At 44.5% G+C, this 24,441-nt stretch carries 26 protein-coding genes, 1 tRNA gene and 2 pseudogenes; 19 read left to right on the top strand and 10 right to left on the bottom strand.

The genetic code is table 11. The features are described 5' to 3' along the window. Positions 1-10 precede the first annotated feature (10 nt). From lolA to SOHN41_RS20500, 5 genes are read left to right on the top strand one after another with little or no spacing between them, the layout of a single operon-like run. A complete protein-coding gene (lolA, locus tag SOHN41_RS08190; protein WP_007647624.1) occupies positions 11-634 on the top strand; it encodes an outer membrane lipoprotein chaperone LolA in 624 nt (207 codons plus the stop codon). A gap of 8 nt (positions 635-642) precedes the next feature. Then, on the top strand, positions 643-1,974 hold the full coding sequence (locus SOHN41_RS08185) for a replication-associated recombination protein A (protein ID WP_007647623.1): 1,332 nt from the start codon (positions 643-645) through the stop codon (positions 1,972-1,974). Continuing rightward, complete coding sequence (crcB, locus tag SOHN41_RS08180) at positions 1,967-2,341, top strand: fluoride efflux transporter CrcB (protein ID WP_007647622.1); 375 nt, start codon at positions 1,967-1,969, stop codon at positions 2,339-2,341. Before SOHN41_RS08185 ends, crcB begins: the two co-directional genes overlap by 8 nt. An 18-nt stretch (positions 2,342-2,359) precedes the next feature. Next, positions 2,360-3,646, top strand: a complete 1,287-nt coding sequence (serS, locus tag SOHN41_RS08175; RefSeq protein WP_007647621.1) for a serine--tRNA ligase — start codon at positions 2,360-2,362, stop codon at positions 3,644-3,646. 21 nt (positions 3,647-3,667) lie between these two features. Next, positions 3,668-3,790, top strand: a complete 123-nt coding sequence (locus SOHN41_RS20500) for a hypothetical protein (protein ID WP_007647620.1) — start codon at positions 3,668-3,670, stop codon at positions 3,788-3,790. 113 nt (positions 3,791-3,903) lie between these two features. On the opposite strand, the gene SOHN41_RS08165 is transcribed toward SOHN41_RS20500, so the two are convergent. The 6 genes and pseudogenes from SOHN41_RS08165 to punR form a co-directional block, all read right to left on the bottom strand. Beyond that, positions 3,904-4,242, bottom strand: coding sequence for a TusE/DsrC/DsvC family sulfur relay protein (locus SOHN41_RS08165; RefSeq protein ID WP_007647619.1), 339 nt, complete (start codon positions 4,240-4,242; stop codon positions 3,904-3,906). Next, the gene (tusB, locus tag SOHN41_RS08160; protein ID WP_007647618.1) at positions 4,236-4,517 is read right to left on the bottom strand and encodes a sulfurtransferase complex subunit TusB; all 282 of its coding nucleotides are present in this window, start codon (positions 4,515-4,517) and stop codon (positions 4,236-4,238) included. The genes SOHN41_RS08165 and tusB overlap by 7 nt, the downstream gene beginning before the upstream one ends. Beyond that, positions 4,517-4,873 (bottom strand): sulfurtransferase complex subunit TusC, encoded by a 357-nt coding sequence (tusC, locus tag SOHN41_RS08155; RefSeq protein ID WP_007647617.1) that lies wholly within the window; start codon positions 4,871-4,873, stop codon positions 4,517-4,519. Before tusC ends, tusB begins: the two co-directional genes overlap by 1 nt. Positions 4,874-4,887: 14 nt before the next feature. Further along, positions 4,888-5,277: a sulfurtransferase complex subunit TusD gene (gene tusD / locus SOHN41_RS08150; protein ID WP_037458531.1), complete on the bottom strand. Its 390-nt coding sequence runs from the start codon at positions 5,275-5,277 to the stop codon at positions 4,888-4,890. A gap of 59 nt (positions 5,278-5,336) precedes the next feature. Then, a pseudogene (locus SOHN41_RS08145) lies at positions 5,337-5,997 on the bottom strand (Bax inhibitor-1/YccA family protein). 274 nt (positions 5,998-6,271) lie between these two features. Beyond that, positions 6,272-7,174, bottom strand: coding sequence for a DNA-binding transcriptional activator PunR (punR, locus tag SOHN41_RS08140; protein ID WP_007647611.1), 903 nt, complete (start codon positions 7,172-7,174; stop codon positions 6,272-6,274). Between the two features lie 115 nt (positions 7,175-7,289). Here punR and punC point away from each other — a divergent pair, with 115 nt between their 5' ends. Next, the gene (punC, locus tag SOHN41_RS08135; RefSeq protein WP_037458495.1) at positions 7,290-8,561 is read left to right on the top strand and encodes a purine nucleoside transporter PunC; all 1,272 of its coding nucleotides are present in this window, start codon (positions 7,290-7,292) and stop codon (positions 8,559-8,561) included. 80 nt (positions 8,562-8,641) lie between these two features. Beyond that, positions 8,642-8,732, top strand: a tRNA-Ser gene (locus SOHN41_RS08130). 255 nt (positions 8,733-8,987) lie between these two features. Here the strand turns inward: SOHN41_RS08130 and SOHN41_RS08125 are convergent. The 3 genes from SOHN41_RS08125 to SOHN41_RS08115 all read right to left on the bottom strand — a co-directional run bounded on the left by SOHN41_RS08125 (position 8,988) and on the right by SOHN41_RS08115 (position 11,701). Next, positions 8,988-9,518: a hypothetical protein gene (locus tag SOHN41_RS08125; RefSeq protein WP_007647606.1), complete on the bottom strand. Its 531-nt coding sequence runs from the start codon at positions 9,516-9,518 to the stop codon at positions 8,988-8,990. 604 nt (positions 9,519-10,122) lie between these two features. Next, positions 10,123-11,421 (bottom strand): tyrosine-type recombinase/integrase, encoded by a 1,299-nt coding sequence (locus SOHN41_RS08120; RefSeq protein WP_007647604.1) that lies wholly within the window; start codon positions 11,419-11,421, stop codon positions 10,123-10,125. Positions 11,422-11,482: 61 nt separating this feature from the next. Then, positions 11,483-11,701, bottom strand: coding sequence for a hypothetical protein (locus tag SOHN41_RS08115; RefSeq protein WP_007647602.1), 219 nt, complete (start codon positions 11,699-11,701; stop codon positions 11,483-11,485). Between the two features lie 168 nt (positions 11,702-11,869). Here SOHN41_RS08115 and SOHN41_RS08110 point away from each other — a divergent pair. Beyond that, a pseudogene (locus SOHN41_RS08110) lies at positions 11,870-13,449 on the top strand (DUF3369 domain-containing protein). Positions 13,450-13,543: 94 nt separating this feature from the next. Here SOHN41_RS08110 and SOHN41_RS08105 read toward each other — a convergent pair. After that, the gene (locus SOHN41_RS08105) at positions 13,544-13,996 is read right to left on the bottom strand and encodes a hypothetical protein (protein WP_007647599.1); all 453 of its coding nucleotides are present in this window, start codon (positions 13,994-13,996) and stop codon (positions 13,544-13,546) included. A 256-nt stretch (positions 13,997-14,252) separates the two neighbouring features. Here SOHN41_RS08105 and ccoN point away from each other — a divergent pair, with 256 nt between their 5' ends. The 11 genes from ccoN to ttcA all read left to right on the top strand — a co-directional run bounded on the left by ccoN (position 14,253) and on the right by ttcA (position 24,415). After that, positions 14,253-15,689: a cytochrome-c oxidase, cbb3-type subunit I gene (gene ccoN / locus SOHN41_RS08100; protein ID WP_007647598.1), complete on the top strand. Its 1,437-nt coding sequence runs from the start codon at positions 14,253-14,255 to the stop codon at positions 15,687-15,689. A 13-nt stretch (positions 15,690-15,702) separates the two neighbouring features. Continuing rightward, entirely contained in the window at positions 15,703-16,329 is a 627-nt protein-coding gene (gene ccoO, locus SOHN41_RS08095) for a cytochrome-c oxidase, cbb3-type subunit II (protein WP_007647597.1), read from the top strand. Between the two features lie 11 nt (positions 16,330-16,340). Further along, positions 16,341-16,517, top strand: a complete 177-nt coding sequence (locus SOHN41_RS08090; RefSeq protein ID WP_007647596.1) for a cbb3-type cytochrome oxidase subunit 3 — start codon at positions 16,341-16,343, stop codon at positions 16,515-16,517. Continuing rightward, a complete protein-coding gene (gene ccoP / locus SOHN41_RS08085; protein ID WP_007647594.1) occupies positions 16,517-17,485 on the top strand; it encodes a cytochrome-c oxidase, cbb3-type subunit III in 969 nt (322 codons plus the stop codon). Before SOHN41_RS08090 ends, ccoP begins: the two co-directional genes overlap by 1 nt. 110 nt (positions 17,486-17,595) lie before the next feature. Continuing rightward, a complete protein-coding gene (locus SOHN41_RS08080; protein WP_007647593.1) occupies positions 17,596-18,075 on the top strand; it encodes a FixH family protein in 480 nt (159 codons plus the stop codon). 22 nt (positions 18,076-18,097) lie between these two features. Continuing rightward, a complete protein-coding gene (locus SOHN41_RS08075; RefSeq protein ID WP_037458489.1) occupies positions 18,098-20,497 on the top strand; it encodes a heavy metal translocating P-type ATPase in 2,400 nt (799 codons plus the stop codon). Between the two features lie 39 nt (positions 20,498-20,536). Continuing rightward, positions 20,537-20,752 carry a cbb3-type cytochrome oxidase assembly protein CcoS gene (gene ccoS / locus SOHN41_RS08070; RefSeq protein ID WP_007647591.1) on the top strand — a complete coding sequence of 72 codons (216 nt, stop codon included), beginning with the start codon at positions 20,537-20,539 and terminating at the stop codon, positions 20,750-20,752. Beyond that, positions 20,749-21,441, top strand: a complete 693-nt coding sequence (locus SOHN41_RS08065) for a sulfite exporter TauE/SafE family protein (protein WP_007647590.1) — start codon at positions 20,749-20,751, stop codon at positions 21,439-21,441. Before ccoS ends, SOHN41_RS08065 begins: the two co-directional genes overlap by 4 nt. A gap of 55 nt (positions 21,442-21,496) precedes the next feature. Continuing rightward, positions 21,497-22,249: an electron transport transcriptional regulator EtrA gene (gene etrA, locus SOHN41_RS08060; protein ID WP_037458487.1), complete on the top strand. Its 753-nt coding sequence runs from the start codon at positions 21,497-21,499 to the stop codon at positions 22,247-22,249. Between the two features lie 187 nt (positions 22,250-22,436). Continuing rightward, positions 22,437-23,369, top strand: a complete 933-nt coding sequence (uspE, locus tag SOHN41_RS08055; protein ID WP_007647588.1) for a universal stress protein UspE — start codon at positions 22,437-22,439, stop codon at positions 23,367-23,369. Between the two features lie 77 nt (positions 23,370-23,446). Next, positions 23,447-24,415 carry a tRNA 2-thiocytidine(32) synthetase TtcA gene (gene ttcA / locus SOHN41_RS08050; protein ID WP_007647587.1) on the top strand — a complete coding sequence of 323 codons (969 nt, stop codon included), beginning with the start codon at positions 23,447-23,449 and terminating at the stop codon, positions 24,413-24,415. Positions 24,416-24,441 lie beyond the last annotated feature (26 nt).

Genomic DNA, 24,441 nt, shown 5'->3' with positions numbered 1-24,441 from the left:
AAGGATACCTATGAAAAAACTGTTGTGTGCTGTGTTGTTATCACCATTGTTATACAGCAATGCAGTGTTGGCCGATGATGCTAAGCAATTACGCGAGACCTTAAACGGCACAGAATCCCTCAAGGCAGATTTCAAGCAAACCGTTACCGATGTCAATAATAAGGTCATCCAAACGGGAGCTGGCATATTCGCGCTTGCCCATCCTAACCAGTTTTATTGGCATCTAACCGCACCCGATGAGTCTCAAATCGTCGCAGATGGTAAAGATTTATGGATCTACAATCCATTTGCCGAAGAAGTGGTCATTATGGATTTTGCAGAAGCGATTAATGCTTCTCCCATTGCGCTATTAGTGCACCGTGATGATGCCACTTGGTCACAATATTCAGTCACTAAAAAACAAGACTGCTATGGGATAAAACCTAAGGCTATCGATGCGGGTATAGTGACTGTCAATGTGTGTTTCAAAGATTCGAAGCTGGCTAAGTTCAATGTGCTTGACGATAAAGGTAATCTGAGCCAATTTGATTTGAGCAATCAACAAGCCATTAGCACAGACGATAGGTCTCTGTTTAAGTTTGTGTTGCCTGATAATGTCGATGTTGATGATCAGCGTCTTAACACACCGCACTAGGCCAGAGCGTGAGCAGTTTATCCTTTGATTTCGCCCCCGATTTTCGTCCGCTAGCCGCGCGTATGCGGCCTAGGTCGATCGCTGAATATATAGGTCAAGCTCATTTGTTGGGTGAAGGCCAACCGCTACGCAAAGCATTGGAAGCCGGGCGTGCCCATTCGATGATGTTATGGGGACCACCAGGTACAGGTAAAACAACCTTAGCCGAACTGATCGCCCATTATTCAAATGCCCATGTTGAACGCATTTCGGCGGTCACTTCTGGGGTGAAAGATATCCGTGCCGCCATTGAGCAAGCCAAAGCGGTTGCTCAGTCCCGGGGACAACGCACCTTATTATTTGTCGATGAAGTGCATCGATTCAATAAGAGCCAACAGGATGCCTTTCTGCCCTTTATTGAAGACGGAACGGTTATTTTTATCGGTGCGACGACGGAGAATCCATCCTTCGAAATCAATAATGCCTTACTCTCACGGGCACGTGTCTATCTTATCAAGCGCTTAAGCCAAGATGAGATAGTGCATATCATCACCCAAGCTTTAACGGATACTGAGCGAGGTTTAGGTCAACGTCAGTTAGTCATGCCGAGTGATGTGCTCAAGAAGCTGGCGCAGTTATGTGACGGCGATGCACGCAAGGCGCTGAACCTGCTTGAGTTGATGAGCGATATGGTGGCCGATGGTGGCAGTTTTACCACAGAGATGCTGGTACAAGTTGCTGGTCATCAAGTGGCGGGGTTCGATAAAAATGGCGATCAGTTTTACGATTTAATATCGGCGGTACACAAATCGATTCGCGGCTCGGCGCCGGACGCCGCGCTGTATTGGTTCTGCCGCATTTTAGAAGGCGGTGGCGATCCGCTCTATGTCGCCAGACGCTTATTAGCTATAGCCTCGGAAGATGTGGGTAATGCCGATCCTGCGGCCATGACCATAGCACTCAATGCCTGGGATTGTTTCCACCGCGTCGGGCCAGCCGAGGGTGAACGGGCGATTGCGCAGGCGATTGTGTATTTAGCCAGTGCACCTAAGAGTAATGCAGTGTACACCGCCTTTAAAGCGGCGAGGGCGCTGGCAAGTGAAACTGGCCAAGAGGCCGTGCCTTATCATCTGCGTAATGCACCGACCAAACTCATGGCGGAAATGGGTTTTGGTGCAGAGTATCGCTATGCCCACGATGAACCCAATGCCTATGCCAGTGGCGAGAATTATTTCCCCGAATCCTTAAAAGAGTCGCGATTCTATTTCCCGACCGAACGGGGATTTGAGAAGCGAATTAAGGACAAATTGGCGCAATTAGCCCAATTAGATCAGGCCAGTGAGATTAAAAGATATGACTAATCTCTTACTCGTTGCGCTCGGAGGTTCAATTGGTGCGGTTTTTCGCTATCTTATTTCAATATTCATGATCCAAGTATTTGGTAGCAGTTTTCCTTTTGGTACACTGTTGGTCAATGTTATTGGTTCATTTTTTATGGGCGTTATTTACGCACTGGGGCAAATGAGTCATATCAGCCCCGAACTCAAGGCTTTAATAGGTGTTGGCCTATTGGGTGCTTTGACAACGTTTTCGACTTTCTCCAATGAAACCTTATTGCTGATGCAAGAAGGGAATTGGCTGAAGGCGATTTTGAATGTGGTGCTGAACCTAAGTTTATGTTTATTTGTGGTTTATTTAGGTCAGCAACTGGTGTTTTCTCGCATTTAACTATTAAGAATATATCACATGTTAGATCCTAAATTTTTGCGCAACGAATTAGCAGTTACCGCAGAGCGATTGGCCACTCGTGGCTTTATTTTGGATGTCGCTCATCTGACTCAATTAGAAGAAAAGCGTAAGTCGCTACAAGTGGCGACAGAAGAGTTGCAGGCCTCGCGTAATGCCATCTCCAAATCCATTGGCCAAGCTAAAGCCCGTGGGGAAGATGTGGACGCTATCATGGCGCAAGTTGGGGATTTAGGTTCACAGCTTGATGCCCAAAAGAGTGAACTGGCCGCCGTGCTTGAAGAAGTCAATGCCATTGCGATGTCCATGCCGAACTTGCCAGACGAGTCAGCACCAATAGGTGCCGATGAAACACAGAACGTCGAAGTTCGCCGCTGGGGTACACCACGTACTTTTGATTTCCCGATTAAAGATCATATCGATCTAGGCGAAGGCTTAAACGGGTTAGATTTTAAAAATGCCGTTAAAATCACTGGCTCACGTTTTATCGTGATGAAAGGCCAGATCGCGCGCTTAAATCGGGCTCTTGGCCAATTTATGCTAGATCTGCATACGACTGAGCACGGCTACACCGAAGCCTATGTGCCCTTACTGGTTAATGAAGCCAGCTTACTGGGTACAGGTCAACTACCTAAATTTGGTGAGGATTTATTCCACACTAAACCTGCCACCGAAGAAGGCCAAGGCTTAAGTTTGATCCCAACAGCAGAAGTCCCACTGACTAACTTAGTGCGTGACAGCATTGTTGATGAAGACGAGTTGCCGATTAAATTAACCGCGCATACCGCCTGTTTCCGTAGCGAAGCGGGCTCCTACGGTAAAGATACCCGTGGTCTTATCCGTCAGCACCAATTCGATAAAGTCGAGTTAGTGCAACTGGTTAAGCCAGAAGATTCAATGGCGGCCCTCGAAGCGCTGACGGGTCACGCCGAAACAGTGCTGCAGCGTTTAGGACTGCCGTACCGTACTGTGGTTTTATGTACTGGCGATATGGGGTTTGGCTCAAGCAAAACCTACGATATCGAAGTCTGGTTACCAGGGCAAAATACTTACCGTGAGATTTCTTCATGCTCGAATATGAAGGATTTCCAAGCCCGTCGTATGCAGGCTCGTTACCGCGTGAAAGCAGATAATAAGCCTGTGCTATTACATACCTTAAACGGCTCTGGTTTAGCGGTTGGACGTACCTTAGTCGCTATTTTGGAAAATTATCAAAATGCCGATGGTAGCATCACAGTACCCGAGGCATTGCGTCCTTATATGGGCGGTTTAACACAAATCGGTTAATGGAATACTGCGCAAAACGTTATGGATAAAGGTCAACGTTATCTTCGTTGGCTTTCCTATACCGCCATTATTGCCGTCTTTGGTGCGGTCATGTTGGCGACCCTAGGCAAAGCCGTTTGGGTTGTGTTAGAAAACGTGAATTAATACGACTCATGTTGTGCAATAAAAAGGCATGTCTCCCGAAGGAACATGCCTTTTATGTTAAATGGTGTTTTTTAGCTCACTAGCACAAACATATAAAAATCAAATTATTGAGATTAAATGCATTTAGCTGGTTTTGGTAAGCCAGCAATCTTTGTTGCTTGCTTCGCGGGACCAATAGGGAATAGGGTATAAAGATATTTAGAGTTACCTTTATCTGGCCCCAGTGTTTGACCTATGGCCTTGACGAGCACGCGGATAGCCGGGCTGGTTTTATATTCCAGATAAAAATCCCTGACAAAATGGATCACTTCCCAGTGGGCTGGTGTGAGTTCAATTTGTTCCTCTTGGGCCAAAAGTGGTGCCAGATCTGGGTGCCAATCCGTGATATTTTTTAAATATCCCTGATGGTCGCGCTCAATATCGACACCATTAAATTGCAGCGGATTTACCACGTTATCACCTTATCATGCACTAGCGTTTGAGCGACAAACTCGTTGTAATCAATCTGACAGACATTCGCTAATCGCTCCGTTAAGCCGCGAGCAATCACATCATCCCTCAGCACCATAAGTTTGAATGGTGATAATGCCATCGCCCATTGACGTAGCAGTAGTGCATTAACACCATCGCTGGAGAGTAGAATGGCATCTTCCTTACAGGCGTAACGTAAGCAAAGTTTAAGGGCATTATCTCGGTTAGGAGATGTTTGAATATGATGCAAAATCATTAGAATACTAAGACCTCATCTACCGATTTTAAATGGGCAGCAATCGCTTCATCGTTCACAATTGTGACTGGGATGGCGAGCAAACCATGGCTTAAACCATAATCGCCGAGGGATTGTTTGCAGACCAACACAGACTCAATATCATAAAGAGGAAGTGCCTTAAATGTGGCCAGATAATCTTTACCACCAATTAGTTCAGGTTGCTGATCTTTAAGAAGATGCAGTACACCTTCATCGACAAACACTAGGCTCACTTCCTGTTCGAAACTGGCACTAAGCAGTGCCAAATCTAACCCCTCACGACCTTTCGTTGTTCCGTGGGGTGCACTTCGGAACAGAATACAGATTTTTTTCATAGGATTTCCGAAGGTTAAAAACAGATCAAACGATCAGCAGATTCGATACCCGTCACAAGTTCACCTAGGCCACCCATAATAAAAGGCTGCCCGACATTCCAATGGGATAGGCCATTTTCCTGCGCATCTTGCTGTGCAATAATTCCGCGGCGTAGGGCGGCGGACACACAATTAACCAGCGGAACTTGGTACTTTGCCGCTAATATTTTCCATTGTTGCACTACATCATATTCATCGGATGCGGGTAAATTAAGCTCCGTGGAGTTATAAACCCCATCTTGGTAAAAAAATACACATATCACTTGATGGCCGCTCAAAAGCGCCGCTTGGGTGAAACGTAGGGCATTCACACTTGCCGACGAGCCATAGGCAGGCCCGTTCACTTGAATAATAAATTTGCTCATCATAATAAAAATGGCCCTAAAAGTAGGGCCATTCTAGCGTAAGTTGTCCCAAAAAGGGATCAGTCATCGTTACCTACACCCAGCAAATGCAAAATGGCAATAAAGAGGTTTAAAAAAGTCCAGATATAGCGCAATGGTTGCACGGATATAATTGGTTTCTCCGCCATTAACGATACGACTGGTATCGAACAGGATAAAGCCAGTCATAAGCAGCGCAAGGCCTGCGTTAATGGCCATAAAGGCAACACTATTACCGACGAAAATATTAATGACTGCTGCGGCGATTACCACAATTAAACCTGCAAATAAGAAGCCACGCATGAAAGAGAAATCTTTTTTCGTTGTGACTGCATAGGCTGACAGGGCAATAAAGATAACCGATGTTAAACCAAGGGCTTGCATAATAAGTTCTGAGCCATTGGTCATGCCAGCGTAATGGTTGAGCATATAGCCAAGGGATGCGCCTTCCATACCCGTAAAGGCAAACACCCAGAAGATCCCCGCCGCAGAATCTGCCTTACGCAGGGTGACGAATAAGAGCACTAAGCCACCAATGGATAAGCCTAGGGACATTAATGGGCTGATATTGAACGCCATGGCTAAGCCTGCACAAAGCGCAGAGAACGCTAAGGTCATGGCTAATAATAAATAGGTATTTTTGAGAAGTTTGTTCACTTCCAGTGTTGAGGTACTCGTTGAGTACAAGGTTTGTTGAGTCATGTTGTTCTCCATTGACACATTTCTAAACTGATCATTTTGATTTTTCACGGTAACTTTAGTTCCCGAACCGTTTCCACAAAAAACAAACGATGGCGCTTTATCGATGATACGCTAGTTGCAGTATGGGTAAAAGTCTTCAATCTTTGAATAACAAATTGTTAATATTGATTTTTATGTAAAGTTTTACCATAGGTATAAAAAGAGTGAATTTAATGCACGCCACTCTTTGCAAGCACATCATAATGACGTTAATTCAACCTTAACCGCGATAGCGTCAAGCTAGCCATTCCCGGTGAAGTTTTTCAGTATCACCAAGGTAATCCAGCACCCAGACAAGGGCAGGTGACATTTTATCGGCATTCCAAGCGAGGCAACAAGGGCTTGTTTGTTTTGGATTTTCAAGCTGTTTCTGCACTAAGGCACCCGCTTTAATAAACACACTAGCTAAATGAACAGGCATATAACCCACACCTAAACCTTCACGGAAACAATTGATTGCCCTGATCCAATCTGGCACTACTAATCGGCGCTGATTTTCAAGAAGCCAAGTCATACGTTTGGGAATTTCCCGTGAAGTATCTTCTAAACAAATTGAGGGGAAAGGGCGCAGCTCATCGTCGGTTAATGGGCGATCAACATTGGCTAAGGGGTGATTTTTACTCACTAAAAATGCCCATTCAATATCGCCCATATCTTTATATTGGTAGACTCCGCCAACAGGAATGGCGGTGGTAGCACCAATAGCAATATCACTGCGACCCGTTGCCAGCGCTTCCCACACCCCGTTGAACACTTCGATACGGATGATGAGCTCAATATCATGGAAATGACGGTAAAAATCAGCGATCAGCACACTTATCCTATCGGCACGTACTATATTATCTAACGCGATCGATAGGGTGGGCTGCCAACCATTTGCAACCCGTTGAGTACCCCGCTTCATTTCATCCATCTGCGTGAGTAGGTTTCTCGCCTGCTTAACAAAGTGTTCTCCGGCAGGAGTTAAGGTAACGCTTCGATGATGCCGCTCAAACAGGATAACACCTAACTCTTCCTCTATTTGTTTTACCGCATAGCTGACAGCGGAGGGAACTTTGTGAAGCCGATGTGCTGCCGCCGTAAAACTCCCAACACGAGCCACAATATCAATGAGTTCTAACGCTTGTTCCGAGAGCATAGCTGACATCCATTCATATGAAAATTATTGATAACATAAGTCAAAAATAAACGTTTCCAATAAAATTAACAAGTCTTTAGACTGCGGGCCTTCGTTCATTTGGCAAACTTATTTTATGAAATCGTCTAGTAATATCTTTGTAAGTATGAAGTTCTTTGTATTTTTATTCTATTTAGCGTTGCTCAGCATGCTCGGCTTTATTGCCACGGATATGTACTTGCCAGCTTTCAAAGCAATTGAAGGCTCATTTGAAAGTACTCAGTCACAGGTGGCTATGTCGCTGACTTGTTTTCTCGCGGGTCTTGCCCTTGGACAACTGCTATACGGTCCATTAGTGAACAAAATCGGCAAACGTTGGGCGTTGATTTTTGGCCTTGTAGTATTTGCCATCGCCAGCGTATCCATCGCCAATAGCGACTCAATCCTAATGCTTAATATCGCCCGATTCTTCCAAGCCATTGGAGCTTGCAGTGCTGGCGTTATCTGGCAAGCCATTGTTGTTGAACAATATGATGCAGATAAGGCCCAGAGTATATTTAGTAATATCATGCCGCTCGTTGCACTTTCTCCGGCATTAGCCCCCATTATTGGCGCCTATATTCTCAATGCGTTAGGCTGGCGCGCCATCTTTATCTCTTTGTGTGTTATTGCTTTTTTACTGATATTGATGACGCTCTATTTTGTTCCAGGCAAAGTGCAACATAAACACAGCACGCATCCCTTGATATCTTATGGGCAAATTCTGAAAAACACCCGCTATTTAGGTAATGTTGTGATCTTTGGCGCTTGTTCAGGTGCGTTTTTTGCCTATTTAACCGTATGGCCGATAGTGATGGAACTGCATGGATATCAAGCGACTGAAATCGGATTAAGTTTCATCCCTCAAACCATCATGTTTATTGTCGGTAGTTATGCCAGCAAGTTACTGATCAAACGCATCGGCACAAATCAAACATTGAATATTCTCTTGGGCATTTTTGTCATTTGCGTGTTATCGATAACAGGATTTACCTTGATTTATCCAGCGCAAAGTATTTTCCCGCTGTTGATATCATTCTCGATTTTAGCCGCAGCAAATGGCGCCATTTACCCAATAGTCGTCAATAATGCATTGCAGCAATTTAGTCAAAATGCGGCTAAGGCGGCGGGTTTACAAAACTTTTTGCAGATCACTATTGCATTTGGTGCATCAAGTTTAGTCGCAATATGGGCAAGTTTAGGAGAAGTGGTGATAGGTTGGGGCATACTGGGCTGTGCCATTGTCGTGGTATTGGGCTACATCCTAAAAAGCCAGCAGCAGTGGGGTGATTTTGGTCATTATTTTACTGCACCGGATCCCGCCCGTATTGGGATTGCAACTCATGGGAAGCAAAATCAAACAGATTGAATGTAATACGAGCAGTTAACGCATATTTATCAGTTAGTGCTTTACAGCCAGCAAACTTACTTATATTATGCGCCTCGTTCGGAGGGGTGGCAGAGTGGTTTAATGCACCGGTCTTGAAAACCGGCGTGGGTTTATAGCCCACCCAGGGTTCAAATCCCTGCTCCTCCGCCATATTTTACAAAAAAGGCCATCAGCAATGATGGCCTTTTTTGTTTGCACAGTTTGCACAGTTTGCACCACGGTACCTGATTCTAAGTAAAGCTCCTCCATGTTTAGTCAAAAAGGCCGCTAATATCATTTAGTGGCCTTTTGCATTTAAGACTTTTGAATCTTTTAGAGGACTAATTCAAAACCAAAGCGCAGTTTTTCACTCATTGCCTTAGTAGAAGTCCATCATTATTGCTGTTTTCTTGATTTTCTAAATATTTACATTAACTTATATTTGATAAGTGCAAGCGCAAATAGCTCAAAAGCCGCATTATCTTCAGCGCCAACCCAACAGGTGTAAATACACTCTGGATCGCTTAAGGTTAATCCCAGTGCTTCAATATAGTCAGGTCCATTCACCGCAAAGAACTGTTTCTTAAAGGGAAGTAACACCATATTAGGCGTTTGCTTTAAAAAAGCTTGTGCCTCATCAAAGCGGCTAAACCAATGATTGAGCAGGGTATCGCAGCGTCTGTTATGGAATAGGGCGCCTAAGTCTTCACCTATTTGTGCTTGACCCGATAACACACGTTGGCAGTGATTAAAATCAGTAAACCCTAGCTCACGGGCCAATATGCATTGACAATGCTTGAGCTGGATGTTGTTTTGATCAAACCCTTGTTTATCCATCAGTGATGCGAACTTTTGTAGCGCAAGCGTATCACCAGCCTGGCAGGCTTTAAGTTGCTTTTTAGCGAGGATTTTAATTTCGGTTAAGGCACTTGGTGCTGAGGTAATATGTTGTATCACAAACAATTCTCCTAAGTTTTATTGGCATCTCCGCTAAGCCAAACCTAATCAATTGTTGTGTCATACATTTGATGTGTCACATCGAGATATGAGTCAGAGTGATGTCATCTTCTGCGGATAGGCGTCTCTGCAACCTGACGCCATTATTCGACTTCTTTCGTTTTCAGTCAAGTTAACCACTTAATTTAGCTGAGTGATTGCTAGTGTTTCTCTTACCGTTGGTTACAAGTAAGGTTTGAATATTCATAAAAGGCTGGGTCATAAGAGTCGTCTTAGGAAACATCCACGTAGTGACGCACTTACTAGATAACAATAAAAGTTTGCTCATCACTAGCGTTTATTAGCATGAGAGGCTGTCTGTAAATTCACGAATAACACGAACCAGAGCACGGCCTGGAAAACGTGAGGCTTATATAGAGAAAAAAATGATCACTCAAAATTCTCATAGAGCACAAAACAAGAGGCCTACATCAGAATAGAGCAGCAATCCTAGTTCTCACTAAGAATTACCAAGATCAATCCAGCTATCCTTTAAGATATTCAATTTAACATAATATACATTGTGCGCAGTTTTGTGTGGGAGGGTTTGATGCTTCCTTGGAGCTTATTCATTGATGCCATGCAAGTGATCTAATGGCTTGTTGAATGCACTTTCGTGCCTTTCCGTTTGAGTGGTATGTAAATACTGTGATGTTGTGTCGATACTTTCATGGCCCGCATCAGCCTGTACGTGTGACAATGGTCTGCGGTTGATATTGATATCATGCGTAATGCCGGTGTGACGAATATTATGTGCCGTTAGCTTACGCATTTGCTGTGCATCGTGGATGAATCCATCTGTTTGCGCATTATCGGCGGCAAGCTTGATAATGTATTGAATTTCATCACGAATTTGTCGGATCCCTAAGTTAGCGTTCAGTAAACCAACATCACGGCCACGGCCTGCGGCTCTGTGTCTGACAAATAGCGGATGGCTTTCATTTGGGTGCGGATAGTCAGTTAAGCCTAAATACTGACGATACGTCACTAATGCGTCAAGCAAGGCTTTAGAAATGGCTACGTTGCGCTTTTTACCCCCTTTGCTCAACGGAATGTGAAAACTCCATATGCCGGTTTGATGATTCTGCCTAAATTGACCCATGACGGGTGAATATCCTGCACGTGCAGAGACATCCGAAATACGCAGATAGCATGAATAAATTAACGATATCAAAAATAAGCTTCGCTGATGCAACTCGGGTGATGCTTCTGCTAATATTGTCACGGTCGTCATAATGTATGACCACTGTAGCTCTGTGAATGCAAAGCTATTTTCCTCTTCATCGATTCGGCTTTGATACCGTCGTGTCAGCGTAAAACGGCTGTGATTTAGCCAAACTTGTGCGGGATTTCGTTCACAATATTCTTCACCCATTAGGTAGGAATAAAAGGAAGATAAAATTGCAATTTTGGTCTTTAATGCATTATCACTCAGTCTATACGGTTGAATTTGTCCTAAATATTTCTTCCCTACAAAGGGTTTCCATAATGGATTTGGTATCCGTTCTCCAAGATATTTGTCGAATTTGAACTGTGGGACATTAAAGTAGCCTATCAATTCCATTGGCGGATTAAGACAGTAATCTACGTAGCGGCTCATGTCTTTTCGCATCACTTCTGTTGGTGACAGAGAGGCTACATCAAAGCACCAATGTAGGAATGTGGTGAGTTCACTACGGTAAGCTTTATAGTTATTTTCACTGTGTTTTTGTTCGAATAACCAATCAGTTGCATGTTCCATCACTAGGCCCGCATCGACAACTTTCATTAGACTAATCTGGGTGATGTACTGATTAACGATACAATTTCCCTCTTGTATGAATTCAACTGAATCAAATAAAGGAATAACGGCTTGATGTTGCATAGACAATTTGAATTATAAAGATTTTTTATATGATAATACTTAAACGCAAATGCCGATAACGTTATTTATCGGCATCAATGTGGATGTTAATTTGTGCGCAATCTGCATAGGTACATTGGCGACAAAACAGGCGCTTTTGGCAGCAGATCAAGCAGAGTTGCCAGACTTTTCTCTTCGAGACACTATCAAGGCAACTAAAGTCAGCAGCACACAAATGACCATCTCGGATTAATTGTGCAAGTTTTTGCTCCGGCATGGATAAATTAATACGTTCAGCCATGTCCCCTCCTCGTTATGGTGAAATGACAGCATACACAAATGATAATTATTATCAAATGAGTGGTGTGAGTCCTATCTCCCATTTTCTTTATTAATTTTTTCTACTGCTTTAAAAGGCTTGAACTACACTCATAAAGTGCGCTGGATTTCTACTTTACTGAGGTATCGGATGTCGATTGATCTTACAAAGAAAAAGCCTCTTTTTTTCCGGTCAAAAAAAACCATGAAACAACCGAGGTTGGAAGCCCTTGGAAGATACTGGTTGTTGATGATGAGCCCGATGTTCACACCGTCACTAAACTTGCCCTATCCCGTTTTAGATTAGATGGACGGGCCCTCACCTTCATCAATGCCTACAGTGCAGAACAAGCCAAGGCCTTATTGAGTCAAGAGGAAGATGTTGCAATTGCATTTATTGATGTCGTGATGGAAAGTGATCATGCGGGATTAGAGCTCGTTAAATGGATCCGTGAAGAACTTCGCAACAAGACTATTCGTCTTATCTTACGTACTGGTCAACCCGGCCAAGCGCCGGAAGAAGATGTCATCGTTAATTATGATATCAATGATTATAAAGCAAAATCTGAACTTGATTCCCGCAAATTGATGACCAGTGTTTACTCTTCCCTGCGGTCCTATCGCGATATTATGGAAATAGAGCAAGCAAGACGTGCTCAATTTAACCATCGAATGGGGCTCGAACGTGTTCTTGAGGCAACATCAGGGTTATTTGAGTTAAGAACCTTACATAAGTTTGCCGATGGACTCCTTACCCAAGTCGCAACACTGCTTAATCTAGACTCAGAAACCTTACTCTTAACCTGTAACGCGATGGATGCGATCAGTGGTCATATCGACTCGGCAGAAATTGAGATCCTAGCGGGCACGGGGCAATTTGCAAACAGCCCTTCGCACAGAGTGCTCCCAGAGCATATTGATAAACTATTGCGTAGCGCATTAATTCAAAAGCGCTGTCTCTATGAGGATAATTGTTTTATTGGTTATTTCCCGACTAAGGGGGGGCTGATTAACCTGCTCTATATGGATGGTATTGATAAAATAGATGATTTAGACAAAAAGCTTGTCGATATTTTTGCGATAAATGTCGGGGTCGCCTTTGAGAATCTGCTCTTGAATCAAGAGGTCGAGGATACCCAATCAGAACTGATTTTACGTTTGGGGGATGTGGTTGAAAGTCGCTCTAAAGAAGCTGCCAATCATGTTAAACGCATGGCTGAATATTGTTCTCAACTGGCGTTACTTGCAGGTTTAAGTGAAAGTGAAGCCGATCTATTACGCCGCGCATCCCCCATGCATGACATAGGTAAAATTGCTATTCCTGATGCAGTATTACTGAAACCTGGAAAGCTCGATGAGGATGAGTGGAAAGTCATGCGCCAACATCCAATCATAGGGCATCAAATTTTGGAGAACTCCGAGCGCCCTATTTTAAAAGCTGCGTCGACCATTGCATTACAACACCATGAAAAATATGATGGTTCTGGTTATCCTGCCAATTTAAAACAAGATGAAATTCACATTTTCGCGCGGATTGTGGCCATTGCAGATGTGTTTGATGCCCTTTCACATGCCAGATGTTACAAATCGGCATGGCCACTGGAAGAGGTGCTAACTGAGATGCGTAAAGGCGCGGGTAAACATTTTGATCCCGAGTTATTGGAACTCTTTATTGAAAACATTGATGTCTTTGTTCATGTAAAAGACAATTGGAGGGATCATGATGAATGATCCTCTATCTTATGTCCTTTAGAAGGATGATTAATATCACCGTGGAATCCATCGCTTCACAGCCTAGAATCTGAACGATCGAATCAACCTTAAATTAAGCGTTATTATCGGCAAGGAAATCGAATGTGACCGCCTTAGACTCTCCATTGAGGGTGAAATTGACAAATCCTCGCCAGACCATATATCCACTGCTGCAAGAGCCATAAATCATTTGCCCTTCATAAGCCTTTTCACTCAGTTCACGAATATTTACGGGAATAACACCCATAAACATATCTCTTCCCTCAAGACGGATCTGTACATCACTGATTGCGGATGAGGATAATAGCTTCAATGTTAATGGTTTTTCGCTTGGTGCGTGGCTAGGTGAAAGCGTGAATTTAAGCTCGATACCAGCCACTTTTTTTATACATTCGCCCCGAGAAAAAACACACAGGGAGGGATCTAGCACTTTTTTTTCAGCGGCTTGCTCAACCTTTTCATTGCAAGCACTGAGATTGAGCACTAATGCGATTATAAATAAAGGGAGGGATTGACGAATAAGCACAAAAATTAACCTTGTGATGCAATGTGTTAACATTCTATTGTGTAGGTTGATCTAGATCAACTTTCTACCCCCCTTCTTTGGTATCTTTTTTGACATAGCTCAAGTATCATTGCGAAACCTCATATTTGAGCACAAATGTGCAGGGTAACGCATTGACATGGCTCGACAACCCTAATAGGGAAGCGAGTTTTGTGTCATTTATAACAGGTAAAGCTCGTCTTTGCTAAAAGTAAAAGTAATAAGCAGTGGAAGCATTATGATGAACCATTCCCAGCCAACAGGCGCTGATTACAATTACACCATTGTCCGCCAATTTGCCTTAACCACAGTTTTGTGGGGCATTGTTGGTATGTCAGTCGGTGTATTAATTGCGGCTCAGTTAATCTGGCCTCAACTGAACTTTGAAACACCTTGGTTAACGTATAGTCGCTTGCGACCATTACACACCAATGCGGTGATTTTCGCGTTCGGAACATCAGCCCTCTTTGCAACATCCTATTATGTCGTACAACGCACCTGTCAAACCCGACTATTTGCACCTAAGTTAGCCGCATTTACGTTTTGGGGATGGCAAGCCATCATTCTGTCAGCAGCCATCTCTCTGCCCATGGGTTTCACCCAAGGTAAAGAATACGCTGAATTAGAATGGCCTATCGATCTCGCAATCGCTATCGTTTGGGTGTCCTACGCTATTGTGTTCTTCGGTACTATTATCAAACGAACGACTTCGCATATTTACGTGGCGAACTGGTTCTTTGGTGCCTTTATTATTACCGTAGCAGTACTACACATAGTTAACTCTATGGCAGTCCCCGTTAGCCTGTTCAAGTCATACTCTCTGTATAGCGGCGCTGTCGATGCGACTGTGCAGTGGTGGTATGGTCACAACGCTGTAGGTTTCTTATTAACCGCAGGTTTCTTGGGGATGATGTATTACTTCGTACCTAAGCAAGCGGGTCGTCCTGTTTACTCATATCGTCTGTCGATTGTGCACTTCTGGGCACTGATCGCACTGTACATTTGGGCAGGTCCTCACCACTTACATTACACTGCCCTGCCTGACTGGACTCAGTCTTTAGGTATGGTGATGTCACTGATCCTGTTCGCTCCTTCTTGGGGTGGTATGATCAACGGTATCATGACCTTGTCTGGTGCTTGGCATAAACTGCGTACTGACCCTGTATTGCGTTTCTTGGTTGTTTCTCTGTCTTTCTACGGTATGTCTACCTTTGAAGGCCCGATGATGGCTATTAAGACAGTTAACGCTTTATCTCACTATACAGATTGGACTGTAGGTCACGTTCACTCCGGCGCGCTAGGCTGGGTTGCAATGGTGTCGATAGGTTCTCTGTATCACTTGATCCCAGTACTGTTCGGCCATGGCCGTATGTACAGCATCAAGTTAGTCAACGTCCATTTCTGGTTAGCGACTATTGGTACCGTGCTTTACATCGTCTCTATGTGGATTTCGGGTGTAATGCAAGGTCTAATGTGGCGCGCAGTGAATGCTGACGGTACTTTGACTTATAGCTTTGTTGAAAGTCTTGAAGCTTCATATCCTTTCTACTTTGTACGTTTCCTTGGCGGTTGTTTCTTCCTGACCGGTATGCTGATCATGGCATACAACGTGATCCGTACTGTGAAAGCCTCTAAAGATTCATTGCCAGCATTGGCTGAACCAACAGCGGCTTAAAGGAGCAAACTCGATGAAATTTAATCATGAGATAGTTGAAAAAAACATCGGTTTGTTAGCGATCTTCACCGTTATCGCTATCAGCTTCGGTAGTCTCGTTGAAATCACACCGTTGATTTTTCAAAAAGATACCACTGAGCCAGTGGTAGGTTTAAAGCCATACACTGCCCTGCAAATTGAAGGCCGTGACATCTATGTTCGTGAAGGTTGTTATAATTGTCACAGCCAGATGATCCGTCCTTTACGTGCAGAAACTGAACGTTATGGTCACTACTCTGTTGCCGGTGAATCGGTTTGGGATCATCCATTCCAATGGGGCTCTAAGCGTACTGGTCCTGATCTTGCCCGTGTTGGTGGTCGTTACAGCGATAAATGGCATGAAGTTCACTTAATCGATCCTCGTGCTGTAGTTCCTCAATCGAATATGCCAGCCTTCCCATGGTTAGCCGAAAACAAGTTAGACGGCGAACTGACGGGCGATAAGATGATTATCCTACGTAACCTGCATAAAGGCGGTTACAAAGGGAATGATCTTTATACCGATGAAGAAATCGCAGGCGCACAGCAAGCTGTTGCAGGTAAGACAGAGTTGGAAGCCTTGATTGCATATCTTCAGTCTTTGGGTCACGCACTCAAATAAGGAGGCGATATATGGATTACGGCACATTACAAGGTATTTTAACCATCATTGTGATGCTGACCTTCGTCGGTATATTTGCTTGGGCATATAGCTCGCATCGTCAAAAATCCTTTGATGAAGCAGCTAACCTTGTGTTTTCCGATGAGGAAGTCGGCAAGGTATCGAAGGACTCAGGAGAGAATAAGTGATGAGTAGCTTCTGGAGTGTTTGGATTAGCGTACTCTCGTTAGTCGTGATCGCGGGTTGTTTTCTATTACTACGTGTGTGTTCTAAGAACACCACTGATGTGAAAGAAGGCGAATCTATGGGTCACAGTTTCGACGGTATTGAGGAACTCAATAACCCACTGCCAAAATGGTGGAGTTATATGTTCTATATCACTATCGTGTTTGGCTTGATCTATCTAGCCTTATTTCCTGGTTTAGGTAACTACAAAGGCCTTTTAGGCTGGACGAGTTCTAACCAAAGCATTGGTACTGAACAAGGTATTAAGGCCGACTCTGCCGCAGCGATTGCACTAGCAGCAGAAGAAGGCCGTTATGTTCAGTATGATCAAGAAGTAAAGCACGCTAATGAAAAATATGGCCCAATCTTCGCGGCTTACTTGGCGACACCACTAGAAGAGTTAGTGAAAAACCAAGAAGCATTGAAAGTGGGCGGCCGTTTGTTCCTACAAAACTGTGCACAGTGCCATGGCTCTGACGCACGAGGTAGCAAAGGCTTCCCTAATCTCACCGATGGTGACTGGTTATATGGTGGCGACTTAGCCACGATTAAGACCACTATCATGGGTGGTCGTCATGGCATGATGCCACCCAAAGGTGGTTTACCAATCGACGACAGCGAAATTGCGGGTTTAGCTGAATACGTTGTTAAATTGTCTGGTCGCGAGCACGATGAAAAACTCGCCGCTCTTGGTCAAGGCTCATTCATGAAAGGTTGTTTCGCGTGTCACGGTATGGACGCTAAAGGCAACAAGTTCATGGGTGCTCCTAATTTAACTGACGATGTTTGGTTATATGGCGGTAGCCGTGGCGTGATCGAAGAAACCATTAAACATGGTCGTGCAGGTGTGATGCCAGCATGGAAAGACGTTCTCGGTGAAGAGAAAGTTCACGTGATCGCAGCTTATGTTTATAGCTTGTCAAACAAGTAATTAGATATGAGTAACGCTAAGGCCTCGAAGACTTCGAGGCCTTTTTTTTAAAGTGCTAAAACCACCTTTTAACGGTAAAATGGCGTAAATTTTTTGAATGGGTATCTGTCATGAACGAACAACAAGCCTGGTATAAGCAGTTCTGGCCTTGGTTTTTAATTATTCTGCCTTTATGTGCTGTCATCGCAAGTTTTACCACACTGAAAATTGCCCTATCAAACTCGGACTCGTTAGCCGCCGAGGATTACTATAAAGAAGGCAAAGCTATTAATATGGACTTGAGTAAAGTGAAGTATGCCAAACAAATCGGCATGAACTTTTTACTCGAACAAGCCAGTAATGAAATTCTACTGACTCAGCAAGGTGGTCCCGCTTCTCAAGCTGCCCTAAAAGTCGAGTTCTACCATCCAACGATTGCCGACAGAGACATCAAGCTCACCGCCACTGCCGATGCCAGTAATGTGTATCGCATTACCTTGCCTGCCACGCTGACTGGCCCATGGGAAGTTCGCCTAGAAAGTTACGATGGCAAATGGCGTATTCACCAACGCGTTGAATTAAAAGATCATGTCCAACTTTGGCTAAACTGATTGTGGTTGAATAAGTAGTACTATGACACATCCAAGTTGTTTTCACTGTAATGAGCCCGTGCTGACGGGCCAGCAGTTTGTGACTCGCATTAATGATCGTGATGAACTCATGTGCTGCCCAGGTTGTCAGGCGGTTTCTCAGGCGATTGTGGACGCGGGATTACTCAACTATTACAAGTTCCGCACTGAGCCCGGTAGTAAGCAAACCGCCCTTGTCCCCGAAGCCCTAACGCAGTTTAGTGCCTATGACTTGCCCGAAGTGCAACAGGATTTTGTGCACTCAGTGGACAATATTGAGTCAGTGTCACTCTCTATCGATGGTATTACCTGCGCAGCCTGTGCTTGGCTTATTGAACACAAAGTGAAACAGCTTAACGGCATCATACAAGTGCTCGTTAACTCAACTACCCAAAGGGCGATGATCAGTTGGGATAAACGCGCGGTAAAACTTAGCGACATTCTTGGGCAAATTAGCCGTATTGGCTATCAAGCTGCGCCCTATCAAGTCGATGAGCAAGAGCTCAACAACAAACTCAATAGCCGTAAGTTTTTATTGCGCTTAGGCTTAGCTGGCTTTGCGACCATGCAAGTTATGATGTTCGCCCTCGCCCTTTATACTGGCTACTTCACCGATTTAGATGTGCAGTATCGGGATTATTTCCGTTGGGTCAGCATGATTTTTGCCACCCCTGTGGTGCTTTATTCAGCGCAGCCCTTCTATTTCAGCGCTATTCGTACCCTGCTCAGCGGCAAACTCAATATGGATGTGTCTGTCTCCATCGCCATTGGCGGCGCATACGTCGCTAGCTGTTTTGCTACCGTCAACGGCACTGGCGAAGTGTATTTTGAATCCGTGTCCATGTTTACCTTCTTCCTGTTATTGGGGCGCTACTTCGAGCAAAAGGCTAGACAGAAGGCCTCGATCAGCTCCAGTAATTTACATAAGTTGGTACCACTTACGGCGCACTTAGTGAACGACAGTGGTCTGGTAGAAATTCCCGCTAAAAAGTTACGCCTTGATGATGCAATCCTTGTGAAACCGGGGGAAATGGTGGCCGCCGATGGTGTGGTAATTGAAGGCCATACTAGCATCAATGAAGCTATGCTCACCGGCGAGCAAATGCCGATTGATAAAACTGTTGATAGCCAAGTTTACGCAGGCACCATCAACGTTGAGCAACCGATCAAAGTCAAGGTGACTGCGCTGGGGCAAGATCAACTGGTCGCCGAGATTATTCGACTGCAGGAGCTCGCATCCAATACTAAACCTGCGATTGCGTTATTAGCCGATAAATTATCCCGCTATTTCTCGGGTACGATCCTGACTATAGCGACGATAACCTATTTGGTTTGGCATCAAATTTCACCCGAGGATGCCTTTTGGGTCACTTTATCGGTCTTAGTGGCAACCTGCCCCTGCGCCCTAGCGCTGGCTACACCCACTGCCGTCACTTGCGCCACCGCCATTTTTACTCGCCTTGGGATCATTACCCGCAAGGCCGGTGTCTTTGAAAAACTGCCGCAGATCAAACACGTTGTTTTTGATAAAACGGGCACACTCACCTGTGGCACGCTCTCCATTGGTCAAATAGAGAGCTATGGTGATACGGTAAAGGATAACGCTCTCGCTATTGCCGCAGCACTTGAAAGCGGCTCTCGCCATCCCATTGCCAATGCGTTCGCTTCCTATGCGAATAGCCGCTATATTGCCGAGCAAGTTCACCACGAAGTGGGTTTTGGGATCAAAGGCATAATCGAGGGTATTGAGTATCGAATCGGCAACGCTCATTTTACAGGCGCAAAGGTAAATAATAACCTGACTCAACAGCAAATTTGGCTGGCTCGTTTAAGCGATGAAACCCCCGTGCTAATGGCCCGCTTCGATATTCAAGACAATATTCGTGTAGACAGTAAAGTGACCGTGGAAACCTTAAAACAGCAGGGTTGCCTTGTCAGTATTGCCAGCGGCGATAGCTCCGGACACGTACATCAACTAGCCAAAGAGCTGGGAATTGAAGATGTACACAGTGGATTAACGCCTGCGGATAAACTTGCACTCGTGACGCAATTACAACAGCATACTCGCGTTGCCATGTTTGGTGATGGCATCAATGATGCACCAGTGCTTGCCGGGGCCGATTTGTCGGTTGCCATGGGTAGCGGCAGTGCTATCGCGAAAAACAGTGCCGATCTGATTTTACTTGGGGATCATCTTTCTCGCTTCACGCAAGCAGTTGCTGTCGCTAAACTGACAACACAGATTATCAGACAAAATTTAGCATGGGCGCTGGGTTATAACGCCCTTATCTTGCCTTTAGCCGTCACGGGCCATGTGGCACCTTATATCGCGGCGATTGGCATGTCGGCAAGTTCTTTGATAGTGGTTGGTAATAGCCTGAGATTATTGCGGGTTAAAGTGTAAACATCATTAAAAGTTTAACCAGAATAATAAGGGGTCATTATGGAAATTATTTATGTGCTTATCCCAATTGCCATGATCTTTGTTGCCATCGCTGTAATAGTATTTTTTTGGGCCGTGAAATCAGAACAATTTGACGATTTAGACCGCCAAAGTGTGTCGATATTATTCGACGAAGACACTGTTAAACCAAACAGCCATCCGGTGCCTGAGAAAAAGCAAGCCGATGCAGCACAAGAAAAAGGCATGCCTCTGTGATTGAGTACAATGTCACTGGGGCTTTTCTGGTGGGGTTAATGGGTGCAGCCCATTGCTTTGGCATGTGTGGCGGTTTAGTGGGCGCGTTTTCTGCCCAAATACCTAATCCTAAAACTGGTAATTTTCTGGCACATCAGCTCAAGTATTTACTGAGTTACAATCTTGGTCGTATTTTGAGTTACACCTTAACGGGTGGTTTAGTGGGCGCATCGGCGGCGGGTCTTGGTCATTTATTTGAACTGGATACGTATCTGATTGTGCTGCGTATGATTGCCGGGATGATGATGATCGCAACTGGACTGTATATTGCCAAAATTTGGGTTGGAATAGTGCAGATTGAACGCATCGGCCAATGGTTATGGCAATATTTAAAACCCATAGCGCAACAGCTTGTTCCTATCAAAAATCCGAGCCAAGCGGTTATGGCTGGTTTTATTTGGGGCTGGCTCCCCTGTGGTCTCGTTTATAGTACCCTGACTTGGTCTGTGGCTTCTGGCTCTGCAACTCAAGGCGCTCTGATCATGCTTGCCTTTGGTTTGGGCACCTTACCCGCCCTATTAAGTGCCGGCGTTGCGGCTAAACGACTTGCAACTTGGGTGCAAAAGAAAACCGTTAGACTATTGAGTGGCTTACTGTTAGTTGCCTTCGGTGGGCAAACTTTATATATCGCCCTGGCGCAGCTAAACTAGCCCAAGTGAATGAATTGGTTTAACATGGCTACAGTGGATAAACTTGAGAATCAACATGACAATCGAACAGAATAAAAATCGTCGCCCCGCTGCTAGCGGATGCACAATCCATTGTCACGACTGCAGTATGGGTACCCTTTGCATCCCTTTTACCCTTAATGCCAATGAACTTGATCAACTCGATGATATTATTGAGCGCAAAAAACCCATTCAGAAGGGCGAGCAGATTTTTAAGTCTGGCGATCCCCTAAAATCCCTGTTTGCGATCCGCTCTGGCACCATCAAAAGCTATACCATTACCGAACAAGGTGATGAACAAATTACCGGTTTTCATTTAGCGGGTGATGTGATCGGTTTCGATGGTATTCACGCGCAGCTGCATCAAAGTTTTGCCCAAGCACTCGAAACCTCCATGGTATGTGAAATTCCCTTCACTATCCTCGATGAACTCTCGGGCACTATGCCTAAGTTGCGTCAACAAATTATGCGTCTAATGAGCAATGAAATCATGAGCGATCAAGAAATGATCCTCTTGCTCAGCAAAAAAAATGCCGAGGAGCGCCTCGCCGCATTTATTAGCAATCTTGCAAATCGTTTCGGTAACCGTGGGTTTTCACCCAAAGAATTCCGCTTAACGATGACTCGCGGTGATATAGGTAACTACCTTGGACTGACCGTTGAAACCATCAGCCGCCTACTCGGCCGTTTCCAAAAATCAGGCTTAATTGAAGTAAAAGGCAAATATATCATCATAGTCGATCACCAAGAGCTAAACTTACTAGCCGGAAATGCCAGAATCGCTAGATAGCTAACTGCAGATAATCAATCCCTTAATGATGTATATTCAAAACGTTGCGGCAAAACACTTGTTGTGTTGATATCTATACTGTCCAAACGTTAGATACTGTTTTTTAAATGAGTTTTGATCTAGAACAAATACAGCTAACTGCCAAAGGCTCATGATAAAGGTGAGCCTATGACTAAAGGAACATGCTATGAAGGATTATCAAAAAATACTGGTTGTAGTAGACCCCACGACTGAAAATCAGGTTGCCCTCGCTCGTGCTGTTACTTTAGCGAGCAAATGTAATGCCCATGTAACTGTGTTTCTTTCTATTTTTGATTTCTCCTATGAAATGACCTCGATTCTGTCTAATCAGGAACGTGAAGCCATGCGTCAAGGGGTTATCGATCAACGATTGGCATGGATCCAAGACTTACTTGCGGCTTATAGTCATTTACAACTCAGTATCGACACCCAAGTAATTTGGCATAATCGTCCCTTCGAAAGCATTATCAATCATGCGATTGCAGGTCAATATGATTTGATTGTTAAGGGCACCCACACCCATGACAAACTTAAGGCTGTGATCTTCACACCGACCGACTGGCATTTGATGCGTAAAGCACCAGTACCAGTATTAATGGTCAAGGACCATGCTTGGCCAGCCGCGGGCAAAATTCTCTGTGCTGTCAATGTTGCCACCGAAGATACCGACCATCAAATGCTTAACGGCAAAATTATCGAGTATGCAAAGGATTTGGCGCTAAAATTTGCAGCCGAAGTCCATCTCGTGAATGGTTATCCGGGAACACCGATTAACTTGGCGATTGAGTTACCCGATTTTGATGCACAAACCTACAATGACACTATTCGTATGCAACATGAACAACGTGTCAATTACCTTGCGAATGCCTATGGTATCGATGTAAACCGTTGTCATGTAAAAGAAGGTTTACCAGAGGATGTCATCCCTGAACTTGCTGAGCAATTAGATGCAGAGCTTGTGATCCTAGGAACAGTTGGCCGCACTGGGTTCTCCGCCGCATTAATTGGCAATACAGCTGAGCACGTGATCGATAGTATTAATTGCGATTTATTAGCGATTAAACCTGATGGCTATAAATCCCCCTTAGAAGAGGCTTAAAGCACTCCGCTCTTTACCCCGCCTAAGATAGCTGGAATAATACGCGCCCTGAAACTGTGTTACTGGGCGCTTTTTTTATGTTGGAAGCTATGTCTGAAGTTATGGCGAGTCAAATGTCTGAAGAATTATCAAAAAAACAAACTACCCGTCTGAATAAATTGCAAAAGCGTCTGCGTCGTGAAGTGGGTAGCGCCATCGCCGATTACAATATGATCGAAGAAGGTGATCGTGTCATGTGCTGCCTCAGTGGTGGTAAAGACAGCTATGCCATGCTCGATATTCTAATGAATCTGCAGCAACGTGCGCCCGTTCAGTTTGAAATTATTGCGGTGAATTTAGATCAGAAGCAACCCGGTTTTCCCGAGGATGTACTGCCCGCTTATCTGGATAAATTGAACATTCCCTATCATATTCTCGAGAAAGACACTTACTCGATTGTAAAGGACAAAGTCCCTGAGGGGAAAACCACCTGCTCTCTGTGCTCTCGCCTACGCCGCGGTACGCTTTACGGTTTTGCTCAGCGCATCGGCGCGACAAAAATTGCCCTAGGCCACCACAGGGACGATATTATCGAGACCTTGTTCTTAAACATGTTCTTCGGTGGCAAGATGAAAGCCATGCCACCTAAACTGCTGTCGGATGATGGAGCCAATGTGGTGATCCGTCCTTTAGCCTACTGCCGCGAAAAAGATTTAGAGGAATATGCCGAGCTAAAGCAGTTCCCAATCATTCCCTGTAACCTATGTGGCTCACAGGAAAACTTAAAACGCCAAGCCGTTAAAGACATGCTTAACCAATGGGATAGACAATATCCAGGTCGTATTGAAACCATTTTCACTGCCATGCAGAATACGGCACCATCCCAGGGAGTTGACCGTGAGCAATTTGATTTTATCTCACTCAAACGGGACCCTAATGCACCGATGAAAGGGGATGTCGCAGAGGCAGATTTACCCGCCTTCGATTTTCTCGATGTTACCAACAACGGTCATATTGATTTAGATGCGGCTAAACGTATCAATATTGTCAATGTCTATGAAGTCTAATACTTTACACTAGCAATAAAAATGCC

The sequence above is a fragment of the Shewanella sp. HN-41 genome, assembly GCF_000217915.1.
Taxonomy (GTDB): Bacteria; Pseudomonadota; Gammaproteobacteria; order Enterobacterales; family Shewanellaceae; genus Shewanella.
Note: the sequence above shows the minus strand (reverse complement) of the source record. Positions and strands in the feature narration are given on the sequence as shown.

Bases quoted from the DNA above. Each gene is read 5' to 3' on its own strand.
- lolA (WP_007647624.1), top strand. From the start codon at position 11: ATGAAAAAACTGTTGTGTGCTGTGTTGTTATCACCATTGTTATACAGC.
- crcB (WP_007647622.1), top strand. From the start codon at position 1,967: ATGACTAATCTCTTACTCGTTGCGCTCGGAGGTTCAATTGGTGCGGTT.
- serS (WP_007647621.1), top strand. From the start codon at position 2,360: ATGTTAGATCCTAAATTTTTGCGCAACGAATTAGCAGTTACCGCAGAG.
- SOHN41_RS20500 (WP_007647620.1), top strand. From the start codon at position 3,668: ATGGATAAAGGTCAACGTTATCTTCGTTGGCTTTCCTATACCGCCATT.
- tusB (WP_007647618.1), bottom strand. From the start codon at position 4,517: ATGATTTTGCATCATATTCAAACATCTCCTAACCGAGATAATGCCCTT.
- tusC (WP_007647617.1), bottom strand. From the start codon at position 4,873: ATGAAAAAAATCTGTATTCTGTTCCGAAGTGCACCCCACGGAACAACG.
- tusD (WP_037458531.1), bottom strand. From the start codon at position 5,277: ATGAGCAAATTTATTATTCAAGTGAACGGGCCTGCCTATGGCTCGTCG.
- punR (WP_007647611.1), bottom strand. From the start codon at position 7,174: ATGCTCTCGGAACAAGCGTTAGAACTCATTGATATTGTGGCTCGTGTT.
- punC (WP_037458495.1), top strand. From the start codon at position 7,290: ATGAAATCGTCTAGTAATATCTTTGTAAGTATGAAGTTCTTTGTATTT.
- SOHN41_RS08120 (WP_007647604.1), bottom strand. From the start codon at position 11,421: ATGCAACATCAAGCCGTTATTCCTTTATTTGATTCAGTTGAATTCATA.
- SOHN41_RS08115 (WP_007647602.1), bottom strand. From the start codon at position 11,701: ATGGCTGAACGTATTAATTTATCCATGCCGGAGCAAAAACTTGCACAA.
- ccoN (WP_007647598.1), top strand. From the start codon at position 14,253: ATGATGAACCATTCCCAGCCAACAGGCGCTGATTACAATTACACCATT.
- ccoO (WP_007647597.1), top strand. From the start codon at position 15,703: ATGAAATTTAATCATGAGATAGTTGAAAAAAACATCGGTTTGTTAGCG.
- SOHN41_RS08090 (WP_007647596.1), top strand. From the start codon at position 16,341: ATGGATTACGGCACATTACAAGGTATTTTAACCATCATTGTGATGCTG.
- ccoP (WP_007647594.1), top strand. From the start codon at position 16,517: ATGAGTAGCTTCTGGAGTGTTTGGATTAGCGTACTCTCGTTAGTCGTG.
- SOHN41_RS08080 (WP_007647593.1), top strand. From the start codon at position 17,596: ATGAACGAACAACAAGCCTGGTATAAGCAGTTCTGGCCTTGGTTTTTA.
- SOHN41_RS08075 (WP_037458489.1), top strand. From the start codon at position 18,098: ATGACACATCCAAGTTGTTTTCACTGTAATGAGCCCGTGCTGACGGGC.
- ccoS (WP_007647591.1), top strand. From the start codon at position 20,537: ATGGAAATTATTTATGTGCTTATCCCAATTGCCATGATCTTTGTTGCC.
- etrA (WP_037458487.1), top strand. From the start codon at position 21,497: ATGACAATCGAACAGAATAAAAATCGTCGCCCCGCTGCTAGCGGATGC.
- uspE (WP_007647588.1), top strand. From the start codon at position 22,437: ATGAAGGATTATCAAAAAATACTGGTTGTAGTAGACCCCACGACTGAA.
- ttcA (WP_007647587.1), top strand. From the start codon at position 23,447: ATGTTGGAAGCTATGTCTGAAGTTATGGCGAGTCAAATGTCTGAAGAA.